14 protein-coding genes and 5 pseudogenes are annotated in these 16,383 nt (G+C 69.2%); 6 read left to right on the forward strand and 13 right to left on the reverse strand.

Translation table 11 applies throughout. From position 1 onward, the window contains the following. From ACLJWH_RS41320 to ACLJWH_RS41340, 5 genes and pseudogenes are all read right to left on the reverse strand, one after another. A pseudogene (locus ACLJWH_RS41320) lies at nt 1-126 on the reverse strand (DUF4157 domain-containing protein); the annotation flags it as partial. Between the two features lie 179 nt (nt 127-305). Next, nucleotides 306-911 (reverse strand): response regulator transcription factor, encoded by a 606-nt coding sequence (locus ACLJWH_RS41325; protein WP_411146969.1) that lies wholly within the window; start codon nt 909-911, stop codon nt 306-308. After that, a complete protein-coding gene (locus ACLJWH_RS41330) occupies nt 908-2,104 on the reverse strand; it encodes a sensor histidine kinase (RefSeq protein WP_411146970.1) in 1,197 nt (398 codons plus the stop codon). The genes ACLJWH_RS41325 and ACLJWH_RS41330 overlap by 4 nt, the downstream gene beginning before the upstream one ends. Nucleotides 2,105-2,299: 195 nt before the next feature. Next, nucleotides 2,300-3,034, reverse strand: coding sequence for an ABC transporter permease (locus tag ACLJWH_RS41335; RefSeq protein ID WP_411146971.1), 735 nt, complete (start codon nt 3,032-3,034; stop codon nt 2,300-2,302). Next, complete coding sequence (locus ACLJWH_RS41340; RefSeq protein WP_411146972.1) at nt 3,034-3,951, reverse strand: ABC transporter ATP-binding protein; 918 nt, start codon at nt 3,949-3,951, stop codon at nt 3,034-3,036. Before ACLJWH_RS41340 ends, ACLJWH_RS41335 begins: the two co-directional genes overlap by 1 nt. 562 nt (nt 3,952-4,513) lie before the next feature. Here ACLJWH_RS41340 and ACLJWH_RS41345 point away from each other — a divergent pair. Beyond that, nucleotides 4,514-5,322, forward strand: a protein-coding gene (locus ACLJWH_RS41345) for an IS5 family transposase (protein ID WP_411146973.1) whose coding sequence is annotated in 2 segments (ribosomal slippage) — nt 4,514-4,853 and nt 4,853-5,322 — 810 coding nt in all. Because the reading frame shifts where the segments join, the coding sequence is not laid out codon by codon here. Between the two features lie 73 nt (nt 5,323-5,395). Beyond that, nucleotides 5,396-5,704 (forward strand): MiAMP1 family antimicrobial peptide, encoded by a 309-nt coding sequence (locus tag ACLJWH_RS41350; RefSeq protein WP_411146974.1) that lies wholly within the window; start codon nt 5,396-5,398, stop codon nt 5,702-5,704. A gap of 694 nt (nt 5,705-6,398) precedes the next feature. Here the strand turns inward: ACLJWH_RS41350 and ACLJWH_RS41355 are convergent. From ACLJWH_RS41355 to ACLJWH_RS41370, 4 genes are read right to left on the reverse strand one after another with little or no spacing between them, the layout of a single operon-like run. Next, nucleotides 6,399-7,376 (reverse strand): NADP-dependent oxidoreductase, encoded by a 978-nt coding sequence (locus tag ACLJWH_RS41355; protein WP_411146975.1) that lies wholly within the window; start codon nt 7,374-7,376, stop codon nt 6,399-6,401. 4 nt (nt 7,377-7,380) lie between these two features. After that, the gene (locus ACLJWH_RS41360) at nt 7,381-8,283 is read right to left on the reverse strand and encodes an alpha/beta hydrolase fold domain-containing protein (RefSeq protein WP_411146976.1); all 903 of its coding nucleotides are present in this window, start codon (nt 8,281-8,283) and stop codon (nt 7,381-7,383) included. A gap of 55 nt (nt 8,284-8,338) precedes the next feature. Then, nucleotides 8,339-9,232 (reverse strand): SDR family NAD(P)-dependent oxidoreductase, encoded by an 894-nt coding sequence (locus ACLJWH_RS41365; protein WP_411146977.1) that lies wholly within the window; start codon nt 9,230-9,232, stop codon nt 8,339-8,341. Nucleotides 9,233-9,273: 41 nt separating this feature from the next. After that, nucleotides 9,274-10,035, reverse strand: a complete 762-nt coding sequence (locus tag ACLJWH_RS41370; RefSeq protein WP_411146978.1) for an SDR family oxidoreductase — start codon at nt 10,033-10,035, stop codon at nt 9,274-9,276. Nucleotides 10,036-10,171: 136 nt separating this feature from the next. Here ACLJWH_RS41370 and ACLJWH_RS41375 point away from each other — a divergent pair, with 136 nt between their 5' ends. Then, nucleotides 10,172-11,101, forward strand: coding sequence for a LysR family transcriptional regulator (locus tag ACLJWH_RS41375; RefSeq protein ID WP_411146979.1), 930 nt, complete (start codon nt 10,172-10,174; stop codon nt 11,099-11,101). Nucleotides 11,102-11,260: 159 nt separating this feature from the next. Here ACLJWH_RS41375 and ACLJWH_RS41380 read toward each other — a convergent pair. Together ACLJWH_RS41380 and ACLJWH_RS41385 are read right to left on the reverse strand one after the other, a co-directional pair. Continuing rightward, a pseudogene (locus ACLJWH_RS41380) lies at nt 11,261-11,619 on the reverse strand (helix-turn-helix domain-containing protein); the annotation flags it as partial. 174 nt (nt 11,620-11,793) lie between these two features. Continuing rightward, complete coding sequence (locus ACLJWH_RS41385) at nt 11,794-13,233, reverse strand: amidase (protein WP_411146980.1); 1,440 nt, start codon at nt 13,231-13,233, stop codon at nt 11,794-11,796. 131 nt (nt 13,234-13,364) lie between these two features. Between ACLJWH_RS41385 and ACLJWH_RS41390 the strand changes: the two are divergent. Next, nucleotides 13,365-13,761, forward strand: a pseudogene (locus ACLJWH_RS41390) (helix-turn-helix domain-containing protein). A gap of 116 nt (nt 13,762-13,877) precedes the next feature. Here the strand turns inward: ACLJWH_RS41390 and ACLJWH_RS41395 are convergent. Further along, nucleotides 13,878-14,006 (reverse strand): annotated as a pseudogene (locus tag ACLJWH_RS41395) (DDE-type integrase/transposase/recombinase); the annotation flags it as partial. A 113-nt stretch (nt 14,007-14,119) separates the two neighbouring features. On the opposite strand from ACLJWH_RS41395, the pseudogene ACLJWH_RS41400 reads away from it, so the two are divergent. Further along, nucleotides 14,120-14,641 (forward strand): annotated as a pseudogene (locus tag ACLJWH_RS41400) (zinc-binding dehydrogenase); the annotation flags it as partial. 346 nt (nt 14,642-14,987) lie between these two features. Here ACLJWH_RS41400 and ACLJWH_RS41405 read toward each other — a convergent pair. Continuing rightward, nucleotides 14,988-15,773 (reverse strand): DUF5655 domain-containing protein, encoded by a 786-nt coding sequence (locus ACLJWH_RS41405; protein ID WP_411146982.1) that lies wholly within the window; start codon nt 15,771-15,773, stop codon nt 14,988-14,990. Nucleotides 15,774-15,971: 198 nt separating this feature from the next. On the opposite strand from ACLJWH_RS41405, the gene ACLJWH_RS41410 reads away from it, so the two are divergent. Continuing rightward, nucleotides 15,972-16,232 (forward strand): hypothetical protein, encoded by a 261-nt coding sequence (locus ACLJWH_RS41410; protein WP_411146981.1) that lies wholly within the window; start codon nt 15,972-15,974, stop codon nt 16,230-16,232. Nucleotides 16,233-16,383: the final 151 nt, after the last annotated feature.

The raw sequence follows: 16,383 nt of genomic DNA on the forward strand, positions 1-16,383 counted from the left end.
GTCGGCGCCCGCCACCGGGCCTTGGCGCTGCTGAATGACGTGGGTCAGCTCGTGCGCGAGGGTGTGGCGGTCCGCGCCGCCGTCACCGATCACAATGTGGCTGCCGGAGGTATAGGCGCGGGCGCCCCTGAAATGATCAGTTAGCCGCCGCCGTCCGGCCCGACTGGCTGGAGCCGTTTCTGGTCAGCAACGACGCCTACGATGACGCCCCCGCGGAGGACGGTGGGACCGTCACCGCGGGGAGCCTGCCCACACACCGCTGAGACCACGACGGCCACGACCCTGAGGGTCCGTGTCTGTCAGCCCTACAGCCAACCGTTGTCATGGGCCGTACGGGCCGCCTCGAAGCGGTTGGCACAGTCCGTCTTCCGGATCGCCGCGGAGAGGTAGTTGCGCACCGTCTTCTCGGAAAGGCTCACCCGCGTCGCGATGGCCGGGATCGGCGCACCGTCGAGCGCGGCGGCCAAAACCTCCCGTTCCCTGGGGGTCAGCGGGTTGGGTACGGCCCGCAGCGCGGTCGCGGCCAGCGCGGGCTCCATCACGGTCTCCCCGGCCATCACCTGGCGGATCGCCACCGCGAGTTCGTCCACCGGCCGGTTCTTCCCGATGAAGCCATTGGCCCCGGCCGCGATCGCACGCCGCAAATGACCGGGCCGGTCAAAAACGGTGAAGATCAGAATCTTTGTCCCGGGCAGCTGCGCATGCAAGGCCTCCGCGGCGTCCAGCCCGCTGCCGCCGGGCATCTCTATGTCCAGCAGGCACAGGTCGGGACGCAGATCCAGGGCGGTGGACACCGCGCCGGGACCGTCACTGGCCTGGCCGACCACCTCAATGTCCGGCTCCAGCCCCAGCAAGGTCGCGATGGCACCGCGCACCATGGCCTGGTCCTCCGCCAGCAGTACCCGGATCATGTCGCGCCTTCCGTAAGGGAGTTGGCCAGGGAGCCCGTGGAGGCTTCGGATTCCGTGAGTGGGACAGCGACCAGAAGGCGGAAGCCGCCGCCCGGCGCGGCGCTCGTCCGGAGGGAGCCGTCGAGTGCGGTGACCCGTTCGGTGAGACCGGCCAGCCCGTTCCCGCCCGGTCCCGAAAGCGTACGCCGAACGGGCCCCCTGCCGTCGTCGAGCACCTCCAGGACGGCGCAGCCCCCCTCCGTGGACAGTGCGACCCGGCAGTTGGCCGCCCGGGCGTGCCGGACGACGTTCGTCAGCGCCTCGCGGACGACCCAGCTCAGTGCCGTTTCCACTTGCTGGGGCAGTTCGTCCGTCGCGACGTCCACCGTTACCGACACACCGGCGTCGTCCAGCGTGCGCCGAGCCTCCTCGATGACCGAGGCCAGGCTGAGCCGCCGGTACCCGGTGACCGCTTCTCGCACCCGTTCCAGACACTGACGGCCCATGTCCTCGATCTGCTGGAGCTCCGCCTCCACATCCATCCCGCCGGCCCGGTACAGCCTCCTCGTCACCTCCGTGCGCAGGGTGAGCTGGAGCAGGTCGTGGCCCAGCGTGTCGTGCATGTCCCGGGCAAAGCGCAGCCGCTCCTCGGTCACCGCGGCACGCGCCAGTTCGCGGCGGGTGCGCCGCAACTCGGTGTTGAGATCGAGAATCCGGCGGTAGGTGGTCATAGAGAGGCCGACCGCCGCGGTCATCACCACTGGCCCGGTCGTGTCCACCCCGTCGACGTGCTCGGCCACGAAAACGGTCAGCGAGACCGACGTCGCGAGCGCCGGCAGGGTCAGCCTGGGAGGCACGGCGACCGCGCAGGTGGCCGCCAGATACGTCAGCAGGATCGTCCAGTCCTTGCCGAGCCACAGCGGGAGGGCCACGGAAAGCGCCGCGAGCGGTACCGGCAGCGCCAACCGGAACCGGTCGTCGAGCCGAGCGGAGTGATAGGACCACGAGACGGTCACCTGCGAGGCCACGAAGACAACCAGGGCGAAGGCAGCCACGAGGAGCGTGGTGAGCGGGCTGTTCGACGCGGAGAGCGAGGGAATCAGGCCGAAAAGGGGAACGACGGCGGCGGTGGCGCCCACCGCCGCGCCCCGGGTGGAGGCGGGTAAGCCGAGTCCGCCCGCCCCTTCCGCGCGCGTGCCGGACTTCCGGCTCATCGGCCTCCCCCTTCCGTGCTCCTGGTCCAGGGCACGCCGTGCGCTCCTCACTCTGGCCTCGGCCTTCAGGGGCAGGACTGCCGTCGGGCCGGGCCGACAGGCACGCTGCCGGACATCACGCCGCACGCCGGTGGTCGGCACGGGCTCGTGCCGACCACCGGTCACGGTACTTGTCCAGGCCCCGCTCGCCGGGGCTCAGCGCGTGGCGTCCCGGCGGATGGCGAACCCTGCCAACAGGGCGAAGCCCAGCGTCCAGCCCCCCAGTACCAGAAGGTCCGACAGCGAGGACGCTCCGCCGTCCAACAGTGCCTGGCTCAGATGGACCCAGCGGCTGGTCGGCAACGCCCTGGAAATGTGCTGGAGGGTGTCCGGGAACAGCCGGACCGGTATCCACAGCCCGCCCAGCGCCGACATGCCGATCACGGCAGCCATCACGGCGGGACCGCCGGCGGCGGGCGAGGTGAGGAATCCCAGGGCCATGCCCAGCAGGGCGAACGGCAGGCTTCCCAGCCAGATGATCGCGCCCATCTCCAGCCACTGAACGCCGCTCAGCTCGACGCCCTGCGACAGTCCGCCGATCAGGAAGATGGCGATGAGGGAGAGCAGGGACAGGAGCAGGCCACTGACGGCCTTGCCGACGAGTACCTGGGGCGCACGCAGCGGAGTGGTGCGCAGCTGGGCCATCCAGCCGATGCTCCGGTCGAGCGCGATATTGACGCCGTTGGTGATGGTCACCATCAGCACGCCGTAGCAGGCCATCCCGGTCATGATCCCGGCGCCCGAGCCGGCCCTGGCTCCCGAGGGTGCCGCATTCCCGGCCGTGGAGACCATCAGGTACAGCAGTGCCGGGACGGCCACCGTGAGCACCACGAATCTCGGGTCACGGCGGAGCCGCACGAGTTCGAAGGAGACGTAATGGTGCGTCAGCATCAGTTCTTCTTCTCCTCTTGTGCGGCGCTGGTCAGTGCACGGAACGCCTCCTCCAGGCTGCCACCGGACGATTCGAGGTCCCTGACCGTGAAATCGCCGGACAGCAGGGCGTTGATGGTGGCATCGGAGTCCGTGGTCTGCAGACGGATCCGGTCATGGTGCCGCTCCACACCGCATACACCGGGCAGCAGCTCCAGTCCCGTTGGTACCGGGCCATCGGAGCGGAAGCTGACCGAACGTCTGCCGACGGTCCGTTTGATCTCCTCACCGGTCCCCTCGACCAGGACCTTGCCCTTGGCCAGCACGGTGATCCGGTCGGCCGCCTCGTCGGCCTCTTCCAGGTAATGCGTGGAGAACAGCACGGTGCGGTCCTGCTCGGCAAAGCTCCTGATGCCGTCCCAGAACCGGATCCGTGCCTCGACGTCCATCGCGACCGTCGGCTCGTCGAGCACGAGCAGGTCGGGCGCTCCCGCGGCCGCGAAGGCAAAACGCACTCGCTGCAGCTGGCCGCCCGACAGCTTGTCCACCCGGCGGGTCAGCAGACTGCCGAGATCGGCCATGTCGACCAGCTCGTCCAAGGGCGCGGGCCGGGGGTAGAGGCGGCGGCCGAGCTCCAGGACCTCTCGGACCTTGGCACTGGCGGGGAAAGCGCCGTCCTGCCGCATGGCCCCTACCCGGCCGGCTCGTACGGCCGCGACCGGCGTGCCGCCCAGTACTTCGATCTGCCCGGCATCCTGGGAGAGCAGGCCCAGGAGCATATCGATCGACGTGGATTTCCCCGCCCCGTTCGGGCCGAGCAGCGCCGTCATTCGCCCACGACCGATCGATAGGTCCAACCCGCCGACCGCTTTCACCCGGTCAAAACTCTTGGACACTCCAGAAAACCGCACCGCGTGCCCCATACCCATCTGTGACATACCGACACGCTAGGCAGTCGTCGCATTTTCCGACAGTGGCATCAGCCCTGATTTTCCCGGGACAATTAACTTCCTTCTCCCCGGGACACTTGTCCCGGGGAACCCGGCACGCGATCGAAAAAACCACCCGACCTCGTATTTTCCGAATGTCCGCACCCCGTCCCGGGCGCGGGAAATCCGGCCCCTGGGGGCCTCAACCCCACCTCGAAGGGCGCAAAAAACGAGGGAAAACAGTCGTCGACCAACGCCGGAACCCACTGGCCCGAGCATGACTCGAAAATTGGTGGAGAATCCCTTCACCCATCATTGAATACCGCCTATGACAAGCGTCACACGCCTCTCCTCTGGAAAATTTCACGCTCTCACCAATTAGATGGAAGAAAGGCGACCACGCAGATCATCTCCGGGTGGTCGGGGTTCCCTTCAGTGTTTCGCGATCAGCACTACGTCAGGAGAAAGCAGATGACAATGCAGAACAAGCTGCGTTCCTTACTGATCATTTCAGAATGAGTTCGGTGTGGCGGCTGGGAACTGAGCGGTGGCATCGGGCAGGGCCTGCCGAATGGCTGACGATCTTGTACCCGATGAGCTCTGGGGGCGGATAGCTCCGCCGCTCCCGGCCCGGTCGCCGCGGCGGCGTCGTTTCCCTGGCCGGAAGCCGGTGGATGACCGGGTTGCGCTGGCGGGCATCGTGTACGTGCTGCGCAAGGGTGTGACCTGGGCGGACGTACCTGCTGAGCGGATCGGTTGCAGTGGAGTGACCTGCTGGCGGCGGCTGCGGGACTGGACCGAGGCCGGAGTGTGGCCTCGCCTCCACGAGGCTCTGCTGGTCGAGCTCCGCAGAGCCGGGCTCCTTGAGATGGACGACTGCTCGATCGACGGCTCCCACGTCCGAGCCCTCAAAGGGGGGCTCACACCGGCCCTTCGCCGGTCGACCGCGCGCGTCCCGGCTCCAAGCACCATGTGATCGTCGACCGGCATGGCACTCCGCTCGCCGTGACGCTGACCGGTGGCAACCGGCACGATGTCACCCAGCTGATGCCCCTGCTCGATGCCGTCCCCCGGATCAGAGGACTCCGAGGCCGTCCACTGCACCGGCCCCGACGGCTGTTCGCGGACCGTGGCTACGACTTCGACAAGTACCGCCGGCTGATCCGCAAGCGCGGCATCACTCCCAAGATTGCCCGTCGAGGCGCCCCTCACGGCTCCGGACTGGGCAAGACCCGTTGGGTGGCAGAGCGCACGTTCGCGTGGTTGCACCAGTTCAAGCGTCTGCGCATCCGCTACGAGATACGCGCGGACCTCCACCAGGGCCTCCTCGAACTCGCCTGCTCCATCATCTGCTTGAGACGACTACGCACCGCATTCTGAAATGATCAGTAAGCCCGTCGACCCCGTGGTTGCATGACCGCGTCATCGACTCTTCCGGCAGCCAGGAGGGCACGTGAAACACCGACTTGCCGTCGTTGCAGCCACCGCGGCCGCAGCGCTCGGACTCGGTACGGGGGCGGCGTTCGCCTCGTCGTTCGTCGCCTATGAAGGTCCGAACTTCACGGGCAAGCAGCAGGTCGTCGATGGGTGCAATACGTACTACAACATCATCTTCCATGGCTCCTACAAGTGGTACGGGACGGGGCAGGCCGGGAACATGTACGACCACCCTGGTGGCCCGGCCGTCTTCACCTTGCGGAGCGATGCCAACGCCGAGCAGGGAACGGGCTTCGGCTGGCAGAGCATCAAGATCATCTGCTAGCGGTGCCTGCGTAGACGGCGATGGCCGTCTCGGATCGGGGCGGTAACTGTCAGGCCGGCTGGCCGTGAACGGATGTCCGCGAGTCGCAGCCGCCCCGCCGCCCTCCCTGAGCGCAGTGGAGTGCCGCCCTCCCATCGGAGGACGGCACTCCACTGCTCAGTACGAACAGCCCTCAAGCGGCCCTGCTATCCCTAGCGTCGTAGAGGTTTTGCTGGGCCCACCAGTAAGCGGCTGCAGCAGCTCCCTGGCCGGAGTTGTCGTCGCCTCTTACATAGGGAAGCGTGCTCATCTCGGCCACGGGCATGATGCTAGGAATGACACATCCAGGGTCGGGCTCGGCATCTGGCTTGCCCGTCACGTCACGGACGGCATCGTCGCAGCGGATCTCGACCGGGAAATCCCAGTCGGCAGACGGATCCACTATCTGGGCTCCGGGAGCCGATACATACAGCTTGTACGAGGTGGTGAACTTGACATCGGTGTCAGGGGCGGGCCGGTGCCTGTACCGCGCCGAACGCGCCTACGTCGACGACCTGGTCCACCCACGCGGTGGGCAGCAGCGGCGGGGTGCACCAGGCCACCATCCGGTCGTAGGGGGCCCGCTCGCTCGGGGAAGCTGCCGGGGCCGCCGCCGGAAGGGCAACGGGCTCTTCGCTGGGTGCTCCCGAGCGACTTCGTCCGGCCTGAGTCGACGTCACCCGGCCACGGCCCGGGCGTCCCCGGCCTTGATGCTGCCTGGGGTGACGTTCGGGAGGAGGACAACCTTGCCCAACGGGTGGTCGTGTTCCAGGTGGGCGAAGGCCGCCCGGACCTTGGCCAACGGGTAGGTCCGGCTGATCGGCACCTCGATCCTGCCGGAGGCCGCCAGCCCGGCCAGTTCGGCCAGTACCGCCCGGTCGGTGCCCTCGGCACTGCCCTGCGACCGGGTGCCGAGCGCCGCGGCGGCGCCGTAGTCGAGCGTGTTGACCCGGCTGGGCGGTACTCCCAGGGAGAGTGCGATGCGCGGGTAGTCGCCGCCGTGGAAGTCGAGGAAGGCGTGCGCCGTGCCGCCGCCGTCGCTTTGGATGGCCCGGCGGAGACGTTCGGCGACCCCACCCCCGTAGCCGAAGAGGGCGGCGCCCTGGGACTCCAGCCAGTCCTGGTGCCGCGCGGAGGCGACCGCCACCACGCGCGCCCTGCGCAGGCGCAGGAGTTGGACGGCGAAGCTGCCGACCCCACCGGTGGCCCCGCTGACCACGACCGTCTCCCCGGCCCGCGGGGCGACTGCGGCGACGGCAGCCCAGGCGGTGCTGCCCGCGACGTAGAGGGCGCCTGCGGCGGCCCAGGGGAGCTTCTGGGGTTTGCGGACGAGCTGGTCCGCCGGAACGGCGACGTACTCGGCGTGGCTGGACCGCTCCCAGGACCAGCCAAGGACCGGGTCCCCCGGTGTCCAACCGGCCACCGCGGCCCCGGTCGCGGCGACGGTGCCGGCCAGGTCGCTGCCCTGCCCGGACGGGAACGTCGCCGGGAAGTGCTCGTGCAGGGCCCCGGTGCGGATCTTGGCCTCGCCCGGGTTGATGCCGGCGGCCCATACCCGGACCAGGACGTCCTTGGGGCCGAGCGGACGCGGTTCGACGTCCTCGACGCCGAGCACGTCGATGTCTCCGTAGCGGTGGAAGCGTACGGCTTTCACGAAGTCAGCCCTCCGACTGGGCATGGCTGTTGATAAAGGCGGCGACGTGGTCGAGGGCGCGCGTGGCCTCGTCGACGAGTGGGGCGAAGCCCTGGAAGACGTGCGGTGCTCCGGGGAAGGTCTGCAGGGTGACCGGGACGTCGGCGCGGGCGGCCCGCGCGGCCAGCCGCAGGGCGTCATCGAGCAGGATCTCCCGACCGCCGGCCTGGATCAGCAGCGACGGCAGTCCGCGCAGATCGGCGAACAGCGGGCTGGCCAGCGCGGTGCGCGGATCCGCCCCGGCGAGGTAGTCGGCGGCCCGGATCTTGAGGGCCTCGGGAGTGAGCGCCGGATCCGCCTCCGCCCGGCTCGCCATGGTGGCGCCGGACTGGGTGAGGTCCGTCCACGGGGACAGAACCGTCGCGGACGAGGGCTGCGGCAGCCCCGCGTCCCGGATCGCTAGCAGTAGGGCGAGGGCGAGGCCGCCGCCGGCCGACTCTCCTGTGACCGCGACCGAGTCGGCCCGGGCGCCCCGGTCCAGCAGTGCCCGGTAGGCGGTGAGGGCGTCGTCGACGGCGGCCGGGAAGGGATGCTGGGGGGCGAGCCGGTAGTCGACGGAGAGGGCGGTGGCCGCGGTGCGCCGGGCGATCTCGGAAACCAGGCCGACACTGGCAGCGGCGGAGCCGATCGCGTAGGCACCGCCGTGGAAGTACAGCACGGTGACGCCCGTCGGCGCGGCGGCGCCGGCACGCACCTCGACGGCGGGCACCGAACCCAGCTCGATGGACCGGGTGCGGACGTCGTCGGGCAGCGGCGCGGAGCCCAGCATTTCGTCGAAGACATGGCGCATCTTCTCGACGTCGCCGCCCAGGTCCAGCGGAGAGTTCTGCAGCAGGTCGGAGACGGCGTTCAGCTGACTGCGGGTCATCTCGTTGATTCCTTGCACGGGGAGGTGGTTGGTGAATGGAGGGATGCGGGGTGGCCTACGCCCGGGCAACGTGCAGGACTTTCTCGAAGCCCATGCGCCGCACGAAGTCCGTACGGGCCTCCAGTACCGCGGAGTTGGCCTGTTCGACCACGGAGTTGGTCAGGTCCACCACGCTGCGGAAGGGGCGCTCGCCGAAGGGCAGGGCCAGGATCCTGGTGATCTCCTGGGCGACCACCACCGGGTCGGCCTGCGTGCCCGGGGTGAACAGGCCTTCGGTGGCTGCCTCGTTACGGGCGGCCAGCGGGTCCAGGGCCCGGTATCCGGCGGCGACACCGGTGGTGTCCGCGGGCCGTGCCGCCTTGGGGAAGTGGTCGGTGCCCTGGGTGAATGCCCCCGGCATGACGATCACGGTCTCGATGCCGAGCGGGGCCACGTCGTAGGAGGTCACCAGAGCCAGAGCGTCCATGGCCGCCTTGGAGACCACGTACGGGCCGAGGAAGGGCGGGGTGGTCACCGGGATGGTGCTGCCCACGTAGAGGAGGGTGCCGTGGCCTTGGGTGCGCAGGTGCGGGAGTGCAGCCCGGTTGAGCCGCTGGACGCCGAGGGTGTTGGCGTCGATCAGGTGGGCGATCTCCTCGGCGGTGAACGCCTCGACGTAGCCGGTGACCAGGTGTCCGGCGTTGTGGATGACGACGTCGAGCGTCCCCGCGTCCTTGAGCACGGCCGCCACCGCGTGGTCGGCGGACTCCTGCGAGGCGACGTCGAGTTCGACCACGTGCAGGTCGAGGTGCTCCTCCGCGGCCAGGCGGTGCAGTTCCTCGGCGCGGGTGGCGTTGCGGGTGCCGGAGGCGCGCATCGAGGCGTAGACGCGGTGGCCGGCCCGGGCGAGCGCCCGCGCGGTCAGGTTGCCGATGCCGGTGCCGGCACCGGTGATGAGGACGGTTGACATGATGGTTCTCCGATCGGTGGGGTGGAGGCGGGGATTGGCGGTCAGGCGATACCGCCGTTACTGAACAGCACCTGGCCGTTGACCCAGCGGCCGCCGGGCCCGGCCAGGAAGGCCACCGCCTCGGCGATGTCCTTAGGCGTGCCGAGCCGCTCCAGGGGTGCGGCGGCGGCGATCTTGGCGATCAGCTCCTCGCTCTTGCCCTCGATAAACAGCGGCGTCGCGGTCGGCCCGGGGGCCACCGCGTTGACGGTGACGTCCCGGCCGCGCAGCTCGCGGGCCAGGATCAGGGTCATGGCCTCGACCGCGCCCTTGGTCGCCGCGTAGCCGCTGTAGCCGGGCTGCTGGAGCCGGGTAACCGAGGTGGAGAAGTTGATCAGGGAGCCGCCGGGACGCAGTCGGCGGGCGGCGAGCCGGGAGACAACGAAGGTCCCCCGGACGTTGACCCGGTGCATCCGGTCGAAGTCGTCCAGCTCCATCTCGGCGAGCGGGGCGAGCAGCATGATCCCTGCGGTGTTGACGACGACGTCGATGCCGCCGAAACGCGCCTCCGCGGCGTCGAAGAGCTCCGCCATCTCCGCCGGCTCGGCGATGTCGCCGGAGTGGGCCACTGCCGTGCCCCCGGCCGCGGTGATCGACTCGACGATCGCCTCGGCCTTCGCCGCACTGCCCGCGTAGTGGACTACGACGGCCGTACCGTCCGCGGCCAGCCGGCGCGCGACCGCGCCGCCGATGCCACCCGAACCGCCGGTCACCACGGCCACCCTCGGCCGGCCGGATCCGTTCTCCACTATCGCGCCGTTCATGACTGCTCCGATCCGGCATCCGGACGGATGCCCGTCGTGATGAGGCTGTTCGCGGGCGATGCGCCCGGCGACGTGATCAACCCTCCGCCCCGCACAATTATTTGTCCAATGCATGAAATTCACTTACGTTATGCGTATGGTGCATATTGAACGGGTCGACCTCAACCTGCTGGCGCCGTTGGCCGCACTGCTGGAGGAACGGCACGTCTCGCACGCCGCCGAACTCGCCAGGATGAGCCAACCGGCGATGAGCCGGGCGCTGCAGCGGCTGCGCGACACGCTCGGCGACGAACTGCTGGTGCGCACGCCCGGCGGATACCGGCTCACCCCGCGGGCCGAGCGCGTGCAGCGCCAACTGCGAGCAGTCCTGCCGCGGCTGGAGAGCCTGTTCGCCCCCGAGGAGTTCGACCCCGCCGTGGCCGCCGAGGCATTCCGGATCGCCGGGACCGACTACGCCCAGGTGGCCGCCCCCGCGGTCTTCCAGCGCGTCCTCCGGGAGTCGCCGCGCTCCACGCTGCACTTCCGCACGTGGCACGACGCCATCTACGAGGACCTCGACCGAGGCGTCGTCGACCTGGTGTTCTATGCCGGGCCAGGGCCGGTCACCGCGCTGCGCACGGAGCACCTGTTCGACGACCGGTTTGTGTGCGTCCTGTCCGCGGACCACCCGCTGGCCGAGCGCCCGGAGATCGCCCTGGAGGAGTACCTGGGCGCCGCTCACGTGATCGTCGGCACCACCGGCGAGCGCCAGACCGCGATCGAGGGGCGCCTGGAGGGCCTCGGAGCACGCCGCCGGGCCGGGCTGACCGTGCCCTACCACTCCCTGGCCGCTCACTCCGTCCCGGGCACCCGACTGATCCTCACCCTGCCCGCGAGGCTGCTCGCGCAGCTACGCCCGGACGCCGGGATCCGGATCTTGCCCGCTCCCGAGGAGATCCGCCCACTGCACTACCAGATGGCCTGGCACCAGCGCCTCGACGGCGATCTAGGGCAGCGCTGGCTCCGGGACACCGTCCGCGCCGTCGCAGCCGAACTGCCGGAGCCAGCCCCTGAGGGGACGGGCTGATCACCGGGAAGGGCCCCGCCGCCACAGGCGCGTCAATCAGGCGCGAGGGTTTCGCATGCTCCTTCGCAGGGGTCGCGAATGTCGGCAAACGAACGAATGACGACAGGCCCGGCGGGCATCCAATGAAACCGGACCGTCCGCGGCCTGACGGCAGCTCAGGGCCAGCTTGGCCAGGCTCCAGGTCCAGAAGGGCAGGCCGTGCTCGGCCGGCTTGGACTTGGCGATCTTCTTGATCTCGCGCCGCTCGGGCAGCGTGAACGTCTTCGGTCGGCCGCCCCGGTACTTCGGGCACAGGGAGTCGAAGCCGTCGGCGTTGAAGTTGTGGATCACGTCCCGGACCCGGTCCGCGCTGGTGAACGTCACCTCCGCGATCTTGCCGACGCCATGCTCTGCGCGGACAGCAGCACCATCTGGGCCCGCCGCCAGGTAACCACCGACCCGCTACCCCGCCTGACGATCCGCAGCAGCCGCTGCCCCTCGTCGTCGTCGATCTCTCTGACCCGTACCCGCTCTGCCACCCGCATAGCTTGGCGCAGACGCGCCGTCCGCAGCACCCTCCGGACGGCGCGCCACATCACTACAGGGCAAACGTTGCGTGACGCGGCACTGGGCCGGGCAGCATGACCTGGCCGGTCGTCCCGCCGTGGTGCTCGCTGGATTGGTCGGTTGACGAGCGACCGGCCCTGTGAAGATCAGCTGCCCGCCCACACGGTGGGGGTGCGCTGCGCCCAGGGGGCGGCCTGTTCCAGCTGTCCGGCGAGGCGGAAGAGGATGTCCTCGTGTCCGTATCCCGCGGCGAACTGGATGCCGATGGGGAGTCCGGTGGCGGGGTCCGTCTCCAGGGGGACGGACATGGCGGGGGTGCCCGCGACGTTGAACGCGGCGGTGAAGGGAGAGCGGTGGAAGAGCTGCCTGAGCCAGCCGAGGCCGTCGGCGCCTTCGGCGCCCTTGGCATACGTGCCCAGGGGGACGGGGAGTTCAGGCAGGGTCGGGGTCAGCAGCAGGTCATAGTCGGCGAAGTACCGGCCGATCGCACGCGCGACGCTGTTGCGTACTGCGAGCGCGTGGACGAACCCGGCCCCGCTGACCTGCTGTCCGTAGGCGTAACTGGCCAGCATCTCGGGTTCGACGGTGGTGGAGTCGACAGGTCGTTCGAAGGCTGCGGCGAAGCCGTCGATCCAGGTCACCAGGTTGGCGCTCCAGAGGCGGGCGTTGGCTAGGACGAATTCCTCCCAGCCGACGCCGAGGTCGACCTGGACCTCTTCCACCTGGTGCCCCAGGGACTCGGCGAGCCGTGCGGAGCGCAGTGTGGCGTCGACGATGGCGCCGTCGACAGCTCGGCCGCCCCACGGCTGCAGAAGGAGGCCGATCCGCAGGCTGCCCGGGCTGCGGGTGACCTCCTGCGTGTAGGGCCGCTCCGGCTGCTGGGCGAAGTAGGGGTCGCCGATCTCGGGGCCCCGGACGAGGTCCAGCAGCGCGGCGCTGTCGCGTACCGAGCGGCTGAGGGCGCCGTGGACGGCGAGACCATTGAAGACCTCGTCCGCGTCGGGGCCCATGGACACCCGGCCGCGGGTCGGCTTCAGTCCGAACAGACCGTTGCTGGCGGCGGGGACGCGGATGGAACCGGCCGCGTCAGTGGCATGCGCGATCGGGACGATGCCCGCGGCGACGGCGGCTCCCGAGCCGCCGCTGGAGCCGCCGGGAGTGCGGGTCGGGTCCCAGGGGTTGCGGGTAGCGCCGTACAGGGTGCCTTCCGTGGTGGTGCTGTACGCGAACTCCGGGGTCGCGGTGCGTCCGAGCGTCACCAGCCCGGCGCGGCGGAAGCGCGTCATGAGGGATGTGTCGGCCCCTGCGACATTGCCTGTGGCGAGACGGCTGCCCAGCTCCATCCGCTTGCCGGCCATCGCGACGGCCAAGTCCTTGATCAGGAAAGGTACCCCCGCCAGTGGCGTACTGCCCGGAACCGGCGTGTCCTGTGCGGGCCAGGTCTCGACGACGCCATTGATCTGCGGGTTGACCACGTCCGACGCCCGCTGGGCGGTCGAGGCGAGTTCCGCCGGAGTCACTTCGCCACGAGCGACGAGGTCGGCCAGGCCGACACCGTCGTAGGCCACGTACTCGGAGAGCTTCATTTTCCGTCCTTGAAGGGAGATGTTGCTACCCACCAGTCCCATGCGATACCGAACGGTATCGCATGGGACTTGTGGGTAACGTAACATGCTGCTGGGAACGGCACGACCCGACCGGACCGATGAGGGGCCGCATGGCGAGCACAGAGAGACTCAGCAGGCAGAGCAGGGTGGCCAAGCCGCCACCCCGTGAGCGGATCCTCGACGCGGCGGAGGAGCTTTTCTCCCGCGAGGGGATCAAGTCAGTGGGCGTCCAGGCGATCGCCAGCCGGGCCGAGACCACCAAGATGGCGCTGTACCGCCATTTCACGACGGGCCGGCCAGTCGCGCCGGATCACTGACCTGTGTGCCCGGGCCGGACTGCCCGATCCGGACCAGGCGGCCGCGGAGATCACCTTCGCCCTCGAAGGGGCCCAGGTGAGCGCCCAGAACGGAAGCATCGAGCACGTGGGCGAGCGGCTTATGAGAATCGTCGAGGCTGTTGTCGACCGCCACTCGGCCCTCGGTCGCACGGCCGACCGCGATCGTTGACCGCGCACGTGGCCCAGCCTCAATCAGTGCTCGCACTCGGAGCAGGTCAGCGGCACGCGGGGGCGCGCCCGGTGGATCTGTGCCAGCACCCCTTATCAGAGTTCTGTTGCCTGACAGCGCGTCAGGACGAGGATGTCCAGGACCTTGCCGTCCTGGTCGACGGCTCGCCACAGGTACTTCTGCTCGCCGTTGATCTTGATGAAAACCTCGTCCAGGTGCCACTTGTCGCCGGGTCGGGGCCGTCGGCACGTCGTACGACGGTGCCGGTGCGCCGCTTCGGCTTCCTGCTGGTGGCGCCGTTCTTCTTCGCCGCCTCCCGAGCCGCGACCAGGGCCTGGCGCGCGAGGTCGACACCGCTCTCGCCGGCGTGACCGAGGGCGACCGCGTCCTGGTCCACGGCGGTGGTGGCGGGGTCGGCCACGTCGCGATCCAGATCGCGAAAGCGCTCGGCGCGCACGTGATCGCGACCGCCAGCGGGAGCAAGCGGAAGTTCGTCGAGGAGTTCGGCGCCGACGAGGTGATCGACTACACGGCGGTCGACTTCACCGAGGCGGTCCGCGACATCGACGTCGTACTCGACACGATCGGCGGCGACACCGTCGAGCGGTCGCTCGAAGTACTCCGCCCAGGCGGTCACCTGGTGACGGCGGTCGCCGAGGGGGATTCGGCCCTCGCCGCCAAGTACGAAGCGGCCGGCATGCGCTTCAGCGGCATCGCGGTCGACCCCGATCCGGTCGCCCTGAGAGGGCTCGTCGAACTCGTCGAACAGGGCAGGCTCCGGATCCACGTGCAGGAGACGTTCCCGTTCGAGCGCGTCGTCGACGCGCACCGGCTGCTCGACGGCGGTCACCTCCAGGGCAAGCTCGTCCTCACCGTCTGATCCCGTCGTGAGGCCTCGCGTGAGCCGCATCCGCTCGTTCACGCTCAGATCCCGCGCCCGCAGCCGCCGCCCGAGCTCGGCCTCCTGCATCGGCGTCAACTCCACACGCAACGGCCTCATCACCACGGCAGCCCCTCCTACCCGGCCGCCTACCCAAAGCGCACAAGAAATCGCCAAGACGGCTTAGGGCGGCAATCTGACCGTGGAGCCCCGGTGAGCGAAACCGGGGCTCCATTGGATCATTCATAGTCCACCGCCATCCCACGTCCGCGCGTCGAGAGGAAGCACCACGCCACCACCTCACAACTGCACAGTCCACCCAGCCGTACGGTCAGAAGAAGAGCAGCTACGCCACGGCGTAGCTGAGGCGAAACAGGTCCCGAGCCCGCTCCAAGTCCTGCTCCTTGCGCAGCTGCAGCTCCAGGTCGCCCGTGCCGTGGTGGCCGAGCCCCGTCACATCCCGGGTGAAGCCGGGGATCAGCTCGACCGCATTCGGGTCAGCCTTGAGGGAGACGAGGATCTTGGTCTGCTGCGGCGGGCAGACACAGGCGAAGTTCCGCAGCCTCTGGAAGGCCGTGTACTGCTTGCGCTGCACCCGTGTGACGCCGCCCCCGAGTCCGAGCAGGGCCTCCTCGACCGCTTGGGCCAGCTCGGACACCGTGCTGCCCTGATTCCGAGCCGACGGCGCCCCGACCGCGCGGCGGCGCATCCGCTTGGCCCCGGCCGAGTGCCCGGTGACGGAGGCCACGGTCTCAAGGGCAAAGTGGTCGCTGCCGAAGTATTGGTAGCGAACCAGGTCGATCGAGCGCCGGTGCTCGCGCACGGCGTGTGCGTCGTAACGGGTGAAGTCGCCGGCCACGCAGATCAGCCGAGGTGCGCTCCACAGAATCTGGGACGCGGCCGAAACCCCGAGCCGATCGCGAACCAGGCTCCGGAAGGCATCCTTGTGGTTCATCAACCAGGCCATGTAGTACAAGCCCTGGTTGATCACACCGGCGTCGGTGCCGCGCTTGTACTCGACGATCACGGGTGCCCCGTTCTCGTCGAGCCCCAGCGAGTCGATCCGCCCGCCGTCGACACAGTCGATGACGTACTCGCTCGCGAGGAACGTGACGCCGAGCATCGTCTCCATGTGCGCCTCGACGAGGTCCTGCACATCCGCCTCGACCACAGCCAGACGCGGCTTGACCTCAGTCACGCCGTCTTTCGTGTTGAACAGCTTCAGGTCCACCCCTCCCCCTCCGTGATCACGGAGGGGGAGGGGAACGTCACAGAGTTCGGGGATATTTCCGCGACCGAAGCCGTCTTGAAAGGATCCGAAGAGCCACACATGCACAGCCAGAACAACGTGACGGACATGGACGCCCAGTACAGCCCTTCGCGCATCCGCGCCACCTGGGGCGGAACCGGCAGCGTCGAGGACGCTTCCCGGGCCTTCGGGTTCTCAAGGGCGAAGGGCTACGACCTCGTTCACCGCGGGGAGTTCCCCTGCCGTGTGCTGCGCATCGGCCGCAACACAGGCGTCGTCACCGCGTCCTTGCACCGCGTCCTCGACAGTGGCGAGCCGGAGTACAGCAATGCCCATGCCTGACGCCCCGCGGCGGCCGCCGACGATTAGTACTCCAGCCGGACTTTGATGTTTTGCCTGGTCAACGGCTTGGGTTTGGGGAGTGTAGTGGGGTGGTGCTGGAAGCGGGGCGGGTTCGCCGGGCCTGTCCCGCGAACGAGTGCCCTCGCCGTGT

This window comes from Streptomyces sp. x-80, assembly GCF_046549095.1.
GTDB classification, from domain to species: domain Bacteria; phylum Actinomycetota; class Actinomycetes; order Streptomycetales; family Streptomycetaceae; genus Streptomyces; species Streptomyces celluloflavus.

What these genes read in the sequence shown, in the direction of transcription:
- ACLJWH_RS41365 (WP_411146977.1), bottom strand. Translation starts at nt 9,232, where the DNA reads ATGTCAACCGTCCTCATCACCGGTGCCGGCACCGGCATCGGCAACCTG.
- ACLJWH_RS41335 (WP_411146971.1), bottom strand. Translation starts at nt 3,034, where the DNA reads ATGCTGACGCACCATTACGTCTCCTTCGAACTCGTGCGGCTCCGCCGT.
- ACLJWH_RS41360 (WP_411146976.1), bottom strand. Translation starts at nt 8,283, where the DNA reads ATGACCCGCAGTCAGCTGAACGCCGTCTCCGACCTGCTGCAGAACTCT.
- ACLJWH_RS41405 (WP_411146982.1), bottom strand. Translation starts at nt 15,773, where the DNA reads ATGGAGACGATGCTCGGCGTCACGTTCCTCGCGAGCGAGTACGTCATC.
- ACLJWH_RS41325 (WP_411146969.1), bottom strand. Translation starts at nt 911, where the DNA reads ATGATCCGGGTACTGCTGGCGGAGGACCAGGCCATGGTGCGCGGTGCC.
- ACLJWH_RS41340 (WP_411146972.1), bottom strand. Translation starts at nt 3,951, where the DNA reads ATGTCACAGATGGGTATGGGGCACGCGGTGCGGTTTTCTGGAGTGTCC.
- ACLJWH_RS41370 (WP_411146978.1), bottom strand. Translation starts at nt 10,035, where the DNA reads ATGAACGGCGCGATAGTGGAGAACGGATCCGGCCGGCCGAGGGTGGCC.
- ACLJWH_RS41375 (WP_411146979.1), top strand. Translation starts at nt 10,172, where the DNA reads ATGGTGCATATTGAACGGGTCGACCTCAACCTGCTGGCGCCGTTGGCC.
- ACLJWH_RS41330 (WP_411146970.1), bottom strand. Translation starts at nt 2,104, where the DNA reads ATGAGCCGGAAGTCCGGCACGCGCGCGGAAGGGGCGGGCGGACTCGGC.
- ACLJWH_RS41385 (WP_411146980.1), bottom strand. Translation starts at nt 13,233, where the DNA reads ATGAAGCTCTCCGAGTACGTGGCCTACGACGGTGTCGGCCTGGCCGAC.
- ACLJWH_RS41410 (WP_411146981.1), top strand. Translation starts at nt 15,972, where the DNA reads ATGCACAGCCAGAACAACGTGACGGACATGGACGCCCAGTACAGCCCT.